Annotated in this window: 13 protein-coding genes, 1 tRNA gene and 1 other RNA gene; 10 read left to right on the top strand and 5 right to left on the bottom strand. The window is 28.5% G+C overall.

All coding sequences use genetic code 11. The features are described 5' to 3' along the window. The first annotated feature begins 6 nt into the window (after positions 1-6). The 6 genes from FPD38_RS03170 (at position 7) to FPD38_RS03145 (ending at position 4844) form a co-directional block, all read left to right on the top strand. The gene (locus FPD38_RS03170) at positions 7-858 is read left to right on the top strand and encodes a 50S ribosomal protein L11 methyltransferase (RefSeq protein ID WP_147555343.1); all 852 of its coding nucleotides are present in this window, start codon (positions 7-9) and stop codon (positions 856-858) included. Then, positions 839-2761, top strand: coding sequence for an ATP-dependent zinc metalloprotease FtsH (ftsH, locus tag FPD38_RS03165; protein ID WP_147555342.1), 1923 nt, complete (start codon positions 839-841; stop codon positions 2759-2761). Before FPD38_RS03170 ends, ftsH begins: the two co-directional genes overlap by 20 nt. Continuing rightward, entirely contained in the window at positions 2762-3379 is a 618-nt protein-coding gene (locus tag FPD38_RS03160) for a phosphatidylserine decarboxylase (RefSeq protein WP_147555341.1), read from the top strand. Further along, a complete protein-coding gene (pssA, locus tag FPD38_RS03155) occupies positions 3376-4086 on the top strand; it encodes a CDP-diacylglycerol--serine O-phosphatidyltransferase (RefSeq protein WP_147555340.1) in 711 nt (236 codons plus the stop codon). Before FPD38_RS03160 ends, pssA begins: the two co-directional genes overlap by 4 nt. A gap of 62 nt (positions 4087-4148) precedes the next feature. Next, positions 4149-4706: a hypothetical protein gene (locus FPD38_RS03150; RefSeq protein WP_147555339.1), complete on the top strand. Its 558-nt coding sequence runs from the start codon at positions 4149-4151 to the stop codon at positions 4704-4706. A 48-nt stretch (positions 4707-4754) separates the two neighbouring features. Beyond that, positions 4755-4844, top strand: a tRNA-Ser gene (locus tag FPD38_RS03145). Here FPD38_RS03145 and ciaB read toward each other — a convergent pair. Beyond that, the gene (gene ciaB / locus FPD38_RS03140; protein ID WP_147555338.1) at positions 4823-6682 is read right to left on the bottom strand and encodes an invasion protein CiaB; all 1860 of its coding nucleotides are present in this window, start codon (positions 6680-6682) and stop codon (positions 4823-4825) included. The genes FPD38_RS03145 and ciaB overlap by 22 nt on opposite strands. Positions 6683-6747: 65 nt before the next feature. On the opposite strand from ciaB, the gene FPD38_RS03135 reads away from it, so the two are divergent. Both FPD38_RS03135 and FPD38_RS03130 read left to right on the top strand, forming a co-directional pair. Continuing rightward, positions 6748-7152: an acyl-CoA thioesterase gene (locus tag FPD38_RS03135; RefSeq protein WP_147555337.1), complete on the top strand. Its 405-nt coding sequence runs from the start codon at positions 6748-6750 to the stop codon at positions 7150-7152. Between the two features lie 65 nt (positions 7153-7217). Then, the gene (locus FPD38_RS03130) at positions 7218-8147 is read left to right on the top strand and encodes a ribose-phosphate pyrophosphokinase (RefSeq protein WP_147555336.1); all 930 of its coding nucleotides are present in this window, start codon (positions 7218-7220) and stop codon (positions 8145-8147) included. Between the two features lie 29 nt (positions 8148-8176). On the opposite strand, the gene FPD38_RS03125 is transcribed toward FPD38_RS03130, so the two are convergent. From FPD38_RS03125 to FPD38_RS03110, 4 genes are all read right to left on the bottom strand, one after another. Next, positions 8177-9730 carry a DUF4435 domain-containing protein gene (locus FPD38_RS03125; RefSeq protein WP_147555335.1) on the bottom strand — a complete coding sequence of 518 codons (1554 nt, stop codon included), beginning with the start codon at positions 9728-9730 and terminating at the stop codon, positions 8177-8179. A 1-nt stretch (position 9731) separates the two neighbouring features. Then, entirely contained in the window at positions 9732-13478 is a 3747-nt protein-coding gene (locus tag FPD38_RS03120) for a class I SAM-dependent DNA methyltransferase (protein WP_147555334.1), read from the bottom strand. Positions 13479-13674: 196 nt separating this feature from the next. Beyond that, positions 13675-14033, bottom strand: a transfer-messenger RNA (tmRNA) gene (gene ssrA, locus FPD38_RS03115). A gap of 1 nt (position 14034) precedes the next feature. Next, complete coding sequence (locus FPD38_RS03110) at positions 14035-14445, bottom strand: histidine phosphotransferase (RefSeq protein ID WP_147555333.1); 411 nt, start codon at positions 14443-14445, stop codon at positions 14035-14037. 92 nt (positions 14446-14537) lie between these two features. On the opposite strand from FPD38_RS03110, the gene ruvB reads away from it, so the two are divergent. Both ruvB and FPD38_RS03100 read left to right on the top strand, forming a co-directional pair. Beyond that, complete coding sequence (gene ruvB / locus FPD38_RS03105; protein WP_147555332.1) at positions 14538-15548, top strand: Holliday junction branch migration DNA helicase RuvB; 1011 nt, start codon at positions 14538-14540, stop codon at positions 15546-15548. Then, positions 15538-16581, top strand: a complete 1044-nt coding sequence (locus tag FPD38_RS03100; protein ID WP_147555331.1) for an AI-2E family transporter — start codon at positions 15538-15540, stop codon at positions 16579-16581. Before ruvB ends, FPD38_RS03100 begins: the two co-directional genes overlap by 11 nt. Positions 16582-16588 lie beyond the last annotated feature (7 nt).

Genomic DNA, 16588 nt, shown 5'->3' with positions numbered 1-16588 from the left:
CTTTCTATGCAAAAATACTATTATGAACTTTTTTTTCAAACAGACAAGGAGTATTTGAATTTCTTCCTTGATCTGATTTTTTCTTTTGATATAGACGCAATTGAAGAAAAAAACAATGGTATATATATAAGATCTGAAGAAAATTTGGAACTTATCCATTTAGCTTTAACGAATTTTCATCAAAAACTTTGTAAAAAATTTAATTTACAAATTTTATTTCATTCTAGTTTAGAAAAAAAAGAAAACAAAAATTGGATAGAAGAGTATAAAAAAGGCATACAAGCCTTAACGATAGAAAATATCCATATCCATACAACTTGGCAAAATCCTGTAGAAGATAAAATTAATATTGTTATCGATCCTGCTTTAGCCTTTGGCTCTGGTCATCATGAAAGTACTTATACTTGTATAGAATTTATACAAAAATACACCAATAAAGAAAAATTTTGCCTTGATGTAGGGTGTGGAAGTGGAATTTTAAGCATCATTATGGCCAAATTAGATGCTAAAGTACAAGCGTGTGATACTGATGAATTAGCAATCATAGCAAGTAAAGAAAATGCTAAGTTAAACAATGTTATGTTTGATGATATATGGGTTGGTTCAGTTAATAAAAGCTTACAAAAATATGATATAGTTGTAGCTAATATCATTGCAGATGTGATAATGATATTAGAAAAAGATTTAAAAGAAAAGATTAAAGATAATGGAATTTTAATATTATCTGGAATTTTAAATAAATATGAACATAAAATTAAAGAAAAATTCAAAGATCTTACCTTATTAGAATCTAAAAATAAGGGAGATTGGTTGAGTTTAGTTTATAAAAAGGAAAAGAATGGACAAAAAGACAAATAACCCAAAAGACAATCAAAATAATAATAATTTTTTTAACAAAAATCCTATTTTTATTTTTGCTGTTTTTGCTATAGTGATGATTTTCTTATTTAAAGGATTTTCAGATGATCCTAGTATGGGAATCACAGGTGGTGAAAATACTAAAAAAATTACATATTCTGAACTTAAAACTCTTATAGAAAATAACCAAATAGCTCAAGTAAATATAGGCCAAACCACCATAAAAGCTACTTCTAAAGCTGGAAATATGATTTATATTGCTAAAAAAGTAACAAATGATACTACTTTTGTTCCTTTACTTGATTCCAAAGGTGTTGCATATGGTGCTTTCAATGAAAGCAATTGGTTTATAGATATTTTACTTTCTTGGGTATTACCCGTATTTATTTTCTTTGGAATTTGGATGTTTTTGGCATCTCGTATGCAAAAAAATATGGGCGGATCAATACTTGGCATTGGCAGCTCTAAAAAACTTGTAAATTCAGAAAAACCAAAAGTCAAATTCAACGATGTAGCAGGTGTTGAAGAAGCCAAAGAAGAAGTAAAAGAAATAGTTGATTTTTTAAAATATCCTGAAAGATATATCAGTTTAGGGGCAAAAATTCCAAAAGGACTCTTACTTGTTGGTCCTCCAGGAACTGGAAAGACCTTACTTGCAAAAGCAGTAGCAGGTGAAGCTGATGTACCTTTTTTTAGCGTATCTGGATCATCTTTTATAGAAATGTTTGTAGGAGTTGGCGCCTCTAGAGTAAGAGATTTATTTGAAAATGCTAAAAAAGAAGCTCCAGCTATAGTTTTCATAGATGAGATTGATGCTATAGGTAAGTCTCGTGCAGCTAGTGGAATGATGGGTGGAAATGACGAAAGAGAACAAACCTTAAATCAACTTTTAGCTGAGATGGATGGCTTTGGAACAGAAAGTTCTCCTGTTATAGTTTTAGCAGCTACAAATCGTCCAGAAATTTTAGATGCAGCCTTACTTAGACCAGGTCGTTTTGACAGACAAGTTTTAGTAGATAAGCCTGATTTTAAAGGAAGATGTGATATTTTAAAAGTTCATATGAAAGATGTTAAAATTTCGCCTGAAGTTAAAGTAGAAGATATAGCAAGACTTACCGCTGGACTTGCCGGTGCTGATTTGGCAAATATTATAAATGAGGCAGCTTTGCTAGCAGGTAGAGATTCTAAAAAACACGTGGAACAAAAAGATTTAGTAGAAGCTGTTGAAAGAGCCATAGCAGGACTTGAGAAAAAATCTCGTAGAATCAATGATAAAGAGAAAAAAATTGTTACTTATCATGAATGCGGTCATGCTTTAATAGCTGAAACTACAAAAGGTGCTAAAAAAGTTAGTAAAGTTTCTGTCATACCAAGAGGTTTAGCCGCTTTAGGATATACACTAAATACACCTGAAGAAAACAAATTTTTAATGCAAAAACATGAACTTTTAGCTGAAGTAGATGTATTGCTTGGAGGAAGAGCAGCTGAAGAAATTTTCATAAAAGAAATTTCAACCGGAGCAAGTAATGATCTTGAAAGAGCTACTGATATCATTAAAGCTATGATTTCTATGTATGGAATGAGTGAGATAGCTGGGCTTATGGTTCTTGAAAAACAAAGAAACACCTTTTTAAGCGGTGGTCAAACTATAAAAGATTATTCTGATAAAATGGCACAAGATTTAGACGAGTATGTCAAAAAAACTTTAGATGAACGCTATAGTGGAGTAAAAGAAATACTTAAAACTTATAGTGGAGCTATAGAAATTATGGTTCAAGCTTTATATGAAGAAGAAACTATAGATGGTGCAAAAGTTAGAGAGATTATTAAAAACTACGAAGAAGAGAATAATCTTCCTACACGCTTAGAAGAAAAAGACCAAGAAGCTACCAAGGAAAAATAAATGAAAACTAATTTTATTGCAAAATCTGGCTGGGGGTTTTTGATATCTCTTGCCATAATTTTTGCAATAATTCAAATTGTTTGGGGATTTTCTTGGATATTGTGTTTAATTTTTGCTTTTTTTGTATTTATTTTTAGGGCAAGCAAAATTGAAAATGTTGCTGATGTAAACACTATTATTTCTCCTGTAGAAGGAAAAGTAAAAAAAATTCAATCTACCACTTATGCAGAATTTGGAGAATGTGTTGAAATTCAAATTATAAACTCAATTTTTTCTCAAGGAAATATTATCGCGCCACTTGCTATGGAAATAAAAGAAACAAAAATCAAACATGGTCTTTTTTTGTGTCCTTTTATGAAAAGCTCTATTTTGCTAGGAGAGAGAATTTTATTTTTAGCAAAATCTAAAAACAAAAATCTAGCAATGAAAATTATATTTGGCGCATTAAATAGAAAAACTTGCATTTATGAATTTGGCCATTACTTAAATCACGGACAAGAAATAGGTTTTATGTTGGATGGAAGCGTGAGTTTATTTTTACCAAAAGATAGTAAAATCTGCGTCAATGAAAATGATAGAGTTCGTATTGGTGGATTAATAGGATATGTAAATTCATGAATTTTAAATTAATTTATATCTTACCAAATCTTTTTACAGCAGCTTCAATTTTTTTAGGGATTATTTCCATTATAGCCTCTATTAATCAGCATTTTGATAAAGCGCTTATTTATATCATGCTTTCTTTAATTTGCGATGGACTAGATGGACGCGTTGCAAGAGCTACAAATTCAACATCTAAATTCGGTATAGAATTTGATTCTTTAGCTGATTTAATTGCTTTTGGTGTTGCACCTGCAATCTTATTTTACATGAGCATAGGATATGAGTATGGTAAATTTGGCTCTTTTGTTGCGGGTTTATTTGTGGTTTTTGGTGCCATACGCTTAGCAAGGTTTAATGTTACCACTGGTACTTATGAGCCATCTGTATTTATAGGTTTGCCTATACCAACTGCTGCTGTAGTAAGTGCTTTATGGGTAAGTGCTTACTTGTATTATGATATTTTCAAAGATTATTCTTTATTGGTTTTAGGTATTCAAATTTTACTTGCGTTTTTAATGGTAAGCAATATTAGATACCCAAGTTTTAAAAAAATTGATCTTAAAAGAGCCAATGTATTAAAAGTTTTAATCGCTTTGGTTGTTTTATTTTCCATGCTTTATTTATATTTTTTAGAAAGTACTTTAATACTTGCTAGTTCTTATGTTTTATATGGCTTATTCAGAAGTGTATATACTCTAACAAAAACTTTTAAAAAAGATTAAATTCATTTTTACTTCATTTTAGAGTACTAACTTAATTAAGATTTCAAAACAAGGAGTAAAATTTGAATAAAAATAAAATTTTTAGACAAATTCATATTTATATTAGTTTGTTTTTTTTGCCATTAGCTTTTTTATATGCTATCACAGGCTTTTCTTTTCTTGCTGGTCTTGATGGAGATATTGGATCTAAAATTCAAGAATACAAAGTTCAAGCTGTGATACAAAAAGGTGCTGAAGCAGAATTTTTAATAGATTTTTTAAAGCAAAACAATCTTGCCCTGCCATCTTCTTTAGAATCAAAATTTAACAAAAAAAATCACAATATAATTGAAATTGGAAAATTACACTATAGCGCAAGTATAGAAAAAATCAATGAAAATGAATATAAAATTAGCACAAAAACTAGAAGTTTGCTTGGAGATATGATTTTATTGCATAAAGATAAAGGTATGTGGTATTTTTCCATACTAGGTTTAGCCTTTGCTTTGGCTATGATTATTCTTTATTTTTCTGGACTTTTAATAACTTTAGTTGCTATCCGTAAAGACAGAGGAAAACAAATTGGAGTATTGATTTTAGGCTTTATTGTTACACTAACAATTGCTTATTTTAGCGTATAATATTTAAGGTATATCTTATAAAATGTAAGATATACTTATGATTTTTAAGGACAGATGGGTGAGTGGTTGAAACCACACCCCTGCTAAGGGTGCAGATCTTAACGGGTCTCGAGGGTTCAAATCCCTCTCTGTCCGCCACTTTCAATAGCGTTTATGTATTTTTCAAATTCCCCACTTTCATCAATATCATTTCCATATAATTGATAAAGTTCATAATAATATTTTACAAATTCCTTGCACTCTTCATCAAGTGGTAAAAATATCTCATCTTCTAAGGTACAAAATTTATCTAAATATTTTTTTGCATCTTCTTTTAATACATAATGTCTTGCAAGCTCATAATAATTTTCTAAGAATACTTTTTTAAATCTTTCATACGCTTCAATGCTAAAATCTATATTTAATTTTTCATCTTCAAATTTTAAAACTTCAGCTTTAAAAAGTAATGATAGATGTATCAAACCTTCAGTATAATAAGGTTTTACCTCTTCAACTTTTTGCCAAGCTATAAGACCTACAGCCCTTTTTATAAGCTCATAAAATACAGGTAATTTTAGCTCCTCTTCTTCATGTAAAAAGAAATTCACAAGCCCGCCTGCAGTAGCTTTAAATTCTTCAATATTTTTAAACACCCCACTTTCATTCATTTTCTTTTCACTATCATTTGCCACAAAGAAAATATGTCCAAATTCATGACCTATAGTGGAAACTTCATATATTTTTTTCCAAAGTTTTTCATTAAAAAATAAAATTTGTCGCCCATAATCTAAAAATTCTTTTTCAAAAACCATAGATGGAAGTTTCATAAAAGGTTTTGTTTTAGCATTTTCATACACATAATTTAAAAATGCAAAAATCTTTTTACCAGCAATATTACTTACATATTCATCATTTGGCACTACTTGAGCGGAAAAAAGTCCTTTAAGTTCTGCTCCATAAAAAATCATAGGCATACAAATATAAAGTTGAGTTTTATTTAGATTAAAATTTACTTCTTCAAAAAGTTTTTCATCTTTTTCTTCTAAATTTTCATAAATCATAGAAAAACTTTCTTTAATATTTTGCTTGAAAATATCAGTGTTAAAATCGCTCACATCTTCTAAGCGTATATCCCATTCTAAAGCAACTGCATGCGTATAAGAGTCTTCGTAATATTCTAATGGATGGCCTATTTGCAAAGGAGATTTTACTTCCATCCATGCAAGTTCAGCTTCTTGCCATTTTTTAATTACCTCATCGTTATTTTTTTCACAAAATGCAAATTTTAATTTTTCTAGATAGTTTATATAAGCTTTTTTACCATCATCTAAATCATATTTTTTTAATTTTTCCAAAAGTTTGTCAAATTCATACTCAAGCTTTAAAACTTCATTTTCAAACGCCTTAGCATAAGGTAAAAACCTCCAAATGGTTCCTATCTTTACTAAAGCCCCATAACTTCTTTCACAAATTTGTCCATCTTGATTTAACTGATACAATTTATTTTGTTTTAAAAATTCTAATGCATCGCTTAAATTTGGAAATTGTTCTTTTAAAATTTTATTATTAGTATCTAAAATTTGCTTACTCCAAACAATATCAAAAGAATTCATTACAACGCCTATATTATGCACACCTTGAATCAAAGCTAGATAAAATTCATCAAGTAAATTTTTAGTTTTAATTTCATCGATTAAATCTTGATGTTCTACTTCATAAAAAGCCCTTACTAAAGAATGGACTTTGTATTTAATCTGTGAAATTTCTTCTTCACTTAATCCTTTTTTTTCAAGCTCTTGAATTAAATTTTCTTCTTTTAAATCCACCAAACGACGCAAAATAGCCAAAACATTACTTTTTTCATTATCAAGTTCAGCCAATTCTAAAGCCCTATCGATCAAAGGATGAATTTGATTGTTTTGTAAAATTTTATAAAGATAATTGATATTTTGTTTTCTATTTTTTACAATTTGTGCAATTTGTTTAAAATCATTCATATTAACCTTTCTTTTTTTTTCATTCTTAATTATAATATTTTTTTGAAAATACAAGGAGAAATTGTATGAAAGATATGGGTGAAGCAAAATTAAAAATGATAGCTATGCCAAGCGATACAAATCCTGCAGGTAATATATTTGGTGGATGGATTTTATCCCAAATGGATTTAGCTGGTGGCATTGCAGCTAGAGAATTATCTCCTCAAAGAGTAGTAACTATTGCTATGGATGAAGTTAGCTTTAAAGAACCTATATTTGTAGGAGATTTAGTGTCTTGCTATGCAAAAATCATAAAAGCCGGAAATACTTCAATAACCGTAAAAATCAAAGTAGTTGCTCAAAGAGCCAATGAAAATGGCAATGTATATTGCATACATACTAATTCTGCCACTGCTACTTATGTTAGTGTTGATAAAAATGGGGATAAATTGCCAATTGATGCTGATTTAAAAAGAATACACGGCTTTTAGAATAAATTTTATTGTATTTTTAAAAAACTTTCTATATCATCACAAAAAAACTTCTAAGGCTATATATGCGTGGATATAAAATATTTTCTGGCTCTGCAAATGAAGAATTTGCAAAAAAAATTTCTAAGTATCTTTCTTTGCCTTTAAGCGATGCTGGCATCAAACGCTTTAGTGATGGTGAAATTAGCATCCAAATAGACGAAAGTGTGCGCGGAAAAGATGTTTTTATCATACAAAGTACTTGCGTACCAACCAATGATAATTTAATGGAACTTTTAATCATGACTGATGCTTTGCGTCGATCAAGTGCAAGCTCTATTACTGCTATCATACCTTATTTTGGCTATGCAAGACAAGATAGAAAAGCAAGTCCTAGAGTACCAATCACTGCAAAATTAGTAGCAAATCTCATAGAATCAGCTGGCGTTGATAGAGTAGCCACTATAGACTTACATGCTGGACAAATTCAAGGATTTTTTGATATACCTGTAGATAATCTTTATGGAAGTATTATTTTTAATGATTATATTAAAAATAAAAATTATAAAAATCCTATTATCGCAAGTCCTGATATAGGTGGTATAGCAAGAGCTAGAAGCGTAGCAAAAGCTTTGGGACTTGATATAGTTATAGTTGATAAAAGACGCGAAAAAGCCAATGAAAGTGAAGTGATGAATGTCATCGGTGATGTAAAGGATAGAGAAGTTATTTTAGTAGATGACATTATCGATACAGCAGGAACCATAGTCAAAGCAGCTGAAGTGTTTAAAAACAAAGGTGCAAAATCTGTTATAGCTTGCTGTACTCACCCTGTGCTTAGTGGCATAGCTTATGAAAGAATAGCCAAAGATGCATTAGATGAGCTAGTAGTAACTGATACTATACCTTTAAAACAACAAATGGATAAAATCAAAGTCTTAAGCGTAGCACCAATTTTTGGTGAGGTAATACGCAGAGTTTATCACAATGAAAGCGTGAATTCTTTATTTGTATAAATTCTTTGTAAGGTAATCCTTGCAAAGAATTATTCTGTAAAGTTTGGAATATATTTTAAGACTTTTTTTCTAAGCTCTTCATCTTCTCTTAATAATTTTAAAACCGATTTTATATAAGTTTGCTTTGTTTTACCAACTCTATTTAAAAACCCACCATCTTCAAAAATTCCTTTTTGATTAAATATTTTTAATAATTCATCATAGTCTTTACTTTCATATACAGAATTAAATTTATTTTCAATATCTTTATGTAAGTTTTCAAAACCTATTAGCTGCTCCAAAGAACTAATCTTTTCTTGTATTTGCTCGGGTGTTTTTGATTCTTTAAATATAGATTTTAATTTATATTTTACTTCTTTTTCTAATTTTTCTGAAATTTGATTTTGTAGAACATTTTTATATTTTGTTTCAAAAATATAATTTTTTACTTCTTCAAATTTTTCTTTTTCGTCTGATTGTTCTAAAATAGCCAAAATAACACATTCTAGCAAAAACAAATTTTCTACTTCAGCTACCTCTAAAACTTTCACTTTATTTTTATTTGCACTATCTATTTCCTCTTGTGTTCTAAAATCTCTATCTATAATTCCATAAGCATTAAAACCATGCAAGGCATTTTGTTCGTTGAAAGTTTTTGTATAGCTTAAAACATTTTCACAACCATCACATGGTATGATTTGATATTGTGGGTATAGTATGCTATAAATTTTAGTGTCTAAACTTTCACTTTTTCCTTCTACAAATAAAATATTTCTTCTAGCACCTAAAAGTTTTAAAAATAATTCTTGCGGTATATCATTTTCTTCTATTTTTTCTATTTCCCATTTTTGTCCATTGTAAAATTTAATCCAAAATTTATCCGCTTCTATATGATTTGCGGCAAAATTTAAATCATGCGTTATGTATATAAATAAACAATCTTGCCTATGTCTTTCTAAAACACTCCAAAGTTTATTAGTTAAAGATGGATGCAAGTGTAATTCTGGCTCATCAATTAAGATAATTTTTTTCTCAATACACAAAACATACATTATCAAGTATAATACAGCTCTTTCTCCATCACTCATCATTCTTGCTTCATATTCGTGCTGATTATTCATAACGCATAAAAATTCATCTTCTTTAAGTTCTATTTCTCTGTGAGTAAAAATTTCTTTCCAAATGTTTTTAGCTTTATCTATGATATTTTCAGTTTTTATGCCACTTTTATGCTCTTGTCTTAATTGCTCGTGTTCATAAACTAAGACATAGCTTAAAAGCTTATCATAATCGCTATGAAGTTTTATTGTTGCATTTTCAAATCCATTAAATTTTAATTGCCATATATCATTATATGGATTAATATTTCCATAAAACAAATCATTTTTAGCCTCTTTATAGCTATATCTTGTTATGTGTTTTGATATAGTCGTGTCTCTTTGAGCTGGAATTCTATATAAATTTCCGCATTCTTTTTCCATCCAAGCCCCAAGCCTACTTTTACCTGAGCCATTAGCACCTACGATTATGATAGAATTTGCATTTGTTTTAAATTCTTTTTTATCTCCATTTTCATCAGGTAAATAATAAATATATTCTTCCACCCTAACTCCTTAACAACGCTATATATTCACTTTGTTTTTGATTTAAGACTTTGAAAGTGCTTATGATGTAAGAAAATTCATCATCACTTAAACCATAAAGTTTTTTAACTAATAAATCATTTTTTGCTCTTAAGATATCATAAGCTTTTTTAGTTTTTGGAATTTCTTCATCTTTTATGTTAAATTCTTGTTTTAGTTCATCAAAATAATGATTTTTATCATTATAAAGTTCTAAAAGCAAAGCATTTTTAGCTAGAGCTTTATAAATTTCATTATTTTGTAATTCTTCATCACTTGGTTGAGGTAGAGGAATTCTTTCTAGGTAAGTTTTATTTGCATTGATTTGCACCATATTTCTTATGATAAAATCAACCACTAAAGAATTAAACAAAGCTAAAACAAATAAAATTCTTTTATGAGACATAGCATTGATACAAATTTCATCATCTTTTAAAATATATTGTTTTGGAATACTAGAATAAACACTATTTCCGCATCCACAATTTTTTGGTAGCAAGGAAGCTATCAAAGTCCTTTCATCTGTGTCCCTTGCAACAGCTCTATAAGCAAGTCTGAAAAATTCTCTATCATATTTTATCAATTCAGGCTTTAGTTCTTTGCCGGTGGCCTTTTTAGCTCTTAAAAGTTCTTTGCTTTTTAAACGCTCATCAAATTTAGTCTTTTCTAAAAAATAAGTAGCTTGGCTAAAATTTGGGTCAAATTGGTGTATCATCTTACCTTCATATAAAGGCAAAAGTCCTTCCTTAAACTCTTCTATAAACAAATCTTTATCATTTGTCATATGAAGTTCATTTCTAAAATCTATATAATCAAAAGATAAGGTTAAAAAAGCTTTATAAGATTTTCTTAGAATTTCTAAAGATTGCTTGTCTTTTAACTCCATTAAGGCTAGGTGAGTTGGGCTTAGCTTTTTAATATCTTTTAAATTTAAAGTTAAAATTTCATCTTTGTTTTTTAGTGAGTTCATATCTGTTTTATAAAACATCGTTTTGATTTTATGAGTATTATTTGCTTGTGTATTTTTTATAAGCATAAGGGCAAATTTATATCTTGAATCTACATCAGCAAATATAGCTTGTCTGTTTTCAAAACTATAAAAATATTCTAAAGTTTTATTTTCTAAAATTTCTTTTCTTAAAGTTAAACTTCCATCTTCAAACATCAAAGCACTAGGCAAAACATAAGCTAAATTTCCTTCTTGTTTTAAAAGAGAAAGATTTTTTTCCACAAAAAGACGAAATAAATTTCCATCTCCACTACCTTTGTTTAAAGGATAAGTTTTTTGATAATACTCGCTTAAATCATTTATATATGCTTTTTGTTTTTCATAATTTTGTTTTATATAATCTTTAGCTAGTAAATTGTTTTGAATTTCTTTTTTCTTACTAGCAATTAAGCTTCTATAATCGCTTTTATATTGTGGAAAAAAATCATCATCACTAAATTTAGTTTTATCCCAAGGCGGATTGCCTACGATAACATCAAAACCTTTAAAATTTTGATTTTCTATGATTTCAGGAAATTCTAACTCGTAGTTAAAGAAGTTAAATTCTTTTTGATATTTGCTAATGATAGTTTTTGCTTGTTTATTTTGGCTTAAATTTTGCATATCATCTTGACTTAGGGCTTTTAGAGTTTGCAATTCTTCTTTGTTAGCAAAATATAGCGTGTTGATATAGTTTAGATATAAATTTAACTTATCAAGCTTTGGTGTGATTTCATTTTGATAAATTTGTTTGGATTGTTTGATTTGTTCTTCGTTGGTATCTTGTAGATTATCAAGCTTTTCAAATACTTCTTGTAAAATTTCAAATTCTTGAGTAATGGAATTTGTGAAAATATTTTCTTTATTTTGCTTTATTAAATTTTCAAAATCCCTTATACTTGAGCCTAGCAAAGCATTGCCGCATTTTATGTGATGTTCTATAAAAGAAAGTGGAGTTCCAAAGATAAAACTATCTATCCAAAGACTAAGTTTTGTAAGCTCTATACTAAAAGGATTTAAATCCACTCCATAAATAATGCGTTTTAGCAAAAGTCGTTTTAAAACATCACTTTCATCTAACTCATAATCTTGCGCGAAATCTTTTATATGATTTGTGATATTTTCTTTTTCTTGTTCATGGAGTTGTTTTAGATTTGTAAAATGCTCAAAATCATTTAAAACAATATGCGTAATAGCATTTAAAACTCCGACTAAAAAATGTCCGCTACCGCAAGCATTGTCTAGTATTTTAAATTTCAAAATATTTTCATTGTTTAGTTTGTCTTTTAAGGCACTTTGGATTAAAAAATTAGCTATGGATTGAGGTGTGTAAAAGCTTGCGCTTGCTTTTCTTGAGTTACTAGTATTTTTTAGATAAATTTGTCCTTTTTCATAAAAGGTGCATTTTTCTACTTTTTTTGATTTTTCTAAAATTTTAAAATCATAATTGTCAAAATAACACTCTATTTCTTTTGACTTTTCTTTATAGCTTACATAGTAAATATCTTCATTTGCTACTTCAAAAAAGTAAGAAAGCAAGCCTTCATAAATCGTGCCTAAATGCTCTATGCTTAAGGTTTTATAATCTCTTTTAAAAGTTAAATTTTTATCTTTGTAGTATAATAATTTTTCTAAAATTTTCTTTAAATCTTTATCGCTGAAAATCTTTGGTGTGCTTAAAAGAGTGGTTTTGCTCTCATCAAACAACCCGCCATTGAAAACAGGCATGTCAAAATTGCCTTTGCCTTCATTATAAATTTGAAAAATAGTTTCTAAATCACCAAAGCCAGCACTTGAGCTTTCATCATCGCTTAAATTTTGCAATAAAGTTTTTATGCTAATTTTACTTTTAAAATATTTATGCTTTTCTAAGATATTTTCAAATTTATCTTCAAAATAAGCAATAAATAAAAGCCTAAATACAAAATATAAAGAATTTTCATAGATTAGCTTTAAATCAGCTTTGGTTTTGTTATAAATTTTAGAACCTATAAATTCAAATAAAGATTCATTGCCATTTGTTCCATAGATGATAGATTTTAAATCATCTTCTATTTTGATTTTAGATTCTTTATTAACTTGTAAAGATTTTTCTATATGATTTTCTTGAGTGTAATTTATAAGACTAAAAACACTATAAAAATACGCAAAAGCTTGGTAATTTTTATCTTTTATAATTTGCTCTAAATTTATCTCATAAAATACTTTATTTGAACTAAGTATAGAATTATCATAAAAACGCCAAGATCTTCCATTTGTTAAAAAGCCATAATTTTTCTTTAAATTACTAAGATATCTTAAAATTTGAAAATGGGGATTTTCTTTTACTTTTTTATTGTCTATTTCTACTTCATAAGCTTTTGACTCCACTATGATAGTAAAGTCATTACTTGATTTTTTTACATCTTTATTTAAATTTTCGTATTTTGCTTTTGTATTTTCATCACAAAATAATAAAAAGTCAGGTTTTTCTTCTTTACCTTGTATGATTTTTATATCTTGTCTTACAAATTTCCACCCTAAAATTTCTAATACTTTTGATATAAAATCATCTTCAAATTGATGTTCGTTTTGTTTTTTAAATTTTTCTATATCATATAAATTAATAATCTTGTCTAAAACTTCTTCATAAATCTTTTCATTTTCTATAAATTTATAGATACTAGGAAAATCTACTTCTAAAGTATAATTTGTGAAAAGATTATTATTTAAATATTTTTTAATTTCTTCATAAAAATTCATAGAATACCTTAGTATTTTTTCAAAATAATAACAAAAAGAACTTTTTAAAATGCTAAGAAAATGCTTATTGGGCCTTATATTGTAATTTAAATTGGAATTGATAAAGACTTTACTACCTAATCTAAAAGAAGTCTTCCTTGAAATCTTTCAATAGCAAGGAACCTTTGATAAAATTTTATTATTAAAACATTGAATTTGGTGGAGACGAGGGGAATTGAACCCCTGTCCAAAAATAAAACAACCACGGCATCTACATGTTTAGCAAAGGTGAAAAATTCATCTAGCCAAACTCACCTTCCAAAATTTCAAGCTAGACTAAGACTTTAATTTCAATTAAAATTTGTCAAATTCTAATCTACACTATCAAAAATGACCAAATTCTAAGCTAGATAGTATCGCTTAAAATTCAGGCTCAACTGAACTTACGCAGCTTTAGCGTAAGCAGGAGCGAATTTAACGTTGTTTGCGTTTAATTTTAATTTGAGCTTTTTACGCTTTGCTCAAAGCGACATGCCACCAAGGCCACTCTACTCCTGTCGAAGCCAAGTCGTCCCCATTATTTAGAAATTTTATCAGGTACATTTGCAATTTGAGGATTAAACACGCTTAAAAACGAAGCATTTTTTTCATAATCAGCACAATATTTTTCAAGTTGTTCAGCTACTAAAAACATCCAATCGACAAATTCATCACTGGCTGGACCATCAAATTTCAAAGCTTCATTTACAATCTCTTCACAAAAAGTGCAAAAATTTACAAGCTCATCTAAATTTAATCTCTTAGCTGCCCATACAACATTATGGATATTTTGCTCTAAATCTTTTAAAGCTTCTTTGTATTTTTCACTATCACTGCTTAATTTCACAATCAAAGGTTCTAAAATATCACAAAGACTTCTAAAAAAATACAAAAAACGCTCGATTTCTTCAAGCTCATAATCTATCTCTAATTGCTCTAAAATCCCCATAAAAACTTCTATTATTTAAAGTTTAAATGTTTATTTTAGCAAATTTTAGATAAAATTAAAATTTCATAGCAAAAATTAATTTTTGGAAAAAAATGGATAGAATAGTAGAAATTGAAAAATTTTCCCCAGATGAAACTTATGAAACAAGCTTAAGACCTTCAAATTTTGATGGCTACATAGGTCAAGAAAATATCAAAAAAAATTTACAAATCTTTATAAAAGCAGCGAAAAAACGCAATGAGTGTTTAGATCATATACTTTTTAGCGGTCCTGCAGGACTTGGTAAAACTACTTTAGCTAATATCATTTCTTATGAAATGAGTGCAAATATTAAAACTACAGCCGCACCCATGATAGAAAAAAGCGGTGATTTAGCAGCTATTTTGACAAATCTTCAAGAAGGGGATATTTTATTTATTGATGAAATTCATCGTTTAAGTCCTGCTATAGAAGAAGTGCTTTATCCTGCTATGGAGGATTTTAGACTTGATATCATCATAGGTAGTGGGCCTGCTGCTCAAACTATAAAAATTGATTTGCCAAAATTTACACTCATAGGAGCTACCACAAGAGCGGGTATGCTAAGTAATCCTTTAAGAGATCGTTTTGGAATGCAATTTCGCCTTGAATTTTATAAAGATGAAGAACTTGCTATCATTTTAGAAAAAGCTGCTATAAAACTTAATAAAACTTGTGAGGCAAAAGCTTCTTTAGAAATAGCCAAACGCAGTCGTTCTACCCCAAGAATAGCATTAAGACTTTTAAAAAGAGTAAGAGATTTTGCTGATGTAAATGATGAAAATATCATTAGTGAAAAAAGAGCTAAAGAAGCACTTGATTCTCTAGGGGTAAATGAACTTGGTTTTGATGCTATGGATTTAAGATATCTTGAACTTTTAACAGATGCTAAGAGAAAACCTATAGGGCTTTCTAGCATAGCTGCAGCATTAAGTGAAGATGAAAACACTATTGAAGATGTCATAGAGCCTTATTTGCTTGCAAATGGTTATATAGAAAGAACTGCTAAAGGACGCATAGCAAGTTTAAAAAGCTTTGATATTTTAAAACTAAAATATAATAAAGGTTTATTTGATGAAAAATAGTAAATTTTTTCTAATTAGTTTTATTTTAATTGTTTTATTTTGGGTGTTATATTTATTTCAACCTTTTTTGATGAATATTGCCATAGCTAGTTTGATGGCTGTTTCTACTTCCAATGTCAATGTAAAATTTCTAACTATTTTTAAAGACAAAAAAGTTGTAGCAGCTCTTGCAACTACTTTGTTTATGCTAGCTTTATTTTTCATACCTTTTGTATATGCTATCATAGAACTTGCCAAAGCAGCTAAAAATTTTGATATCAATTATATTTACAATACCATACAATATTTTAAAAGCTACCATTTAGAATTACCAGAATCTTTAAGTTTTATAGAACCAAAAATACAAGAAACTTTAGCAAGTATCGATTTTAATTCTATTTCAAAAAATATCTTAGGATATATTTCTAGCATAACTAAATTTGGAACAAAATTTTTAACAGATATGGTTTTAATCTGTGTTTTTTACTTTTTTGCAAATTTATATGGAGCTAGTTTGATTAGCTATATTAAAACTATAGTTCCTATGCAAAAAGAAGAAACACAAGGAATTTTAAGCGAAGTAAGTAATGTAATGTCTGTGGTATTTTACTCTATGGTGTTAAATGCGATTTTACAAGGAATACTTTTTGGAACCATCACAAAATTTTATGGCTATGATGCAATTTTAATGGGAATTTTATTTTGCTTTAGTTCTTTGATACCTGTAGTTGGCGGGGCATTAGTTTATGTGCCAATATCACTTTATGAATTTGCAAATGGCAATTTAAATGCAGCCTTAGTGATATTTTTATATAGCGTGATTATGATTTCTTTTGTTGCAGATACTTTAGTAAAACCTTATATCATCAAATGGATCAACAACAAACTCGTAGAAATCCCAACGCAAATTAATGAACTTTTAATATTTTTTGCAATGATAGCTGGAATTTCAAGCTTTGGATTTTGGGGAATTATACTAGGACCCGCCATATTAACTTTTTTCATTTCTACCTTAAAATTGTATGTGATTTTAAACGAAAGACATTTTGTATAAAGCGATT

The sequence above is a fragment of the Campylobacter volucris genome (assembly GCF_008011665.1).
GTDB classification, from domain to species: Bacteria; Campylobacterota; Campylobacteria; order Campylobacterales; family Campylobacteraceae; genus Campylobacter_D; species Campylobacter_D volucris_A.
The sequence above is the reverse complement of the archived record's forward strand: the minus strand, read 5'-3'. Positions and strand labels throughout refer to the sequence as shown.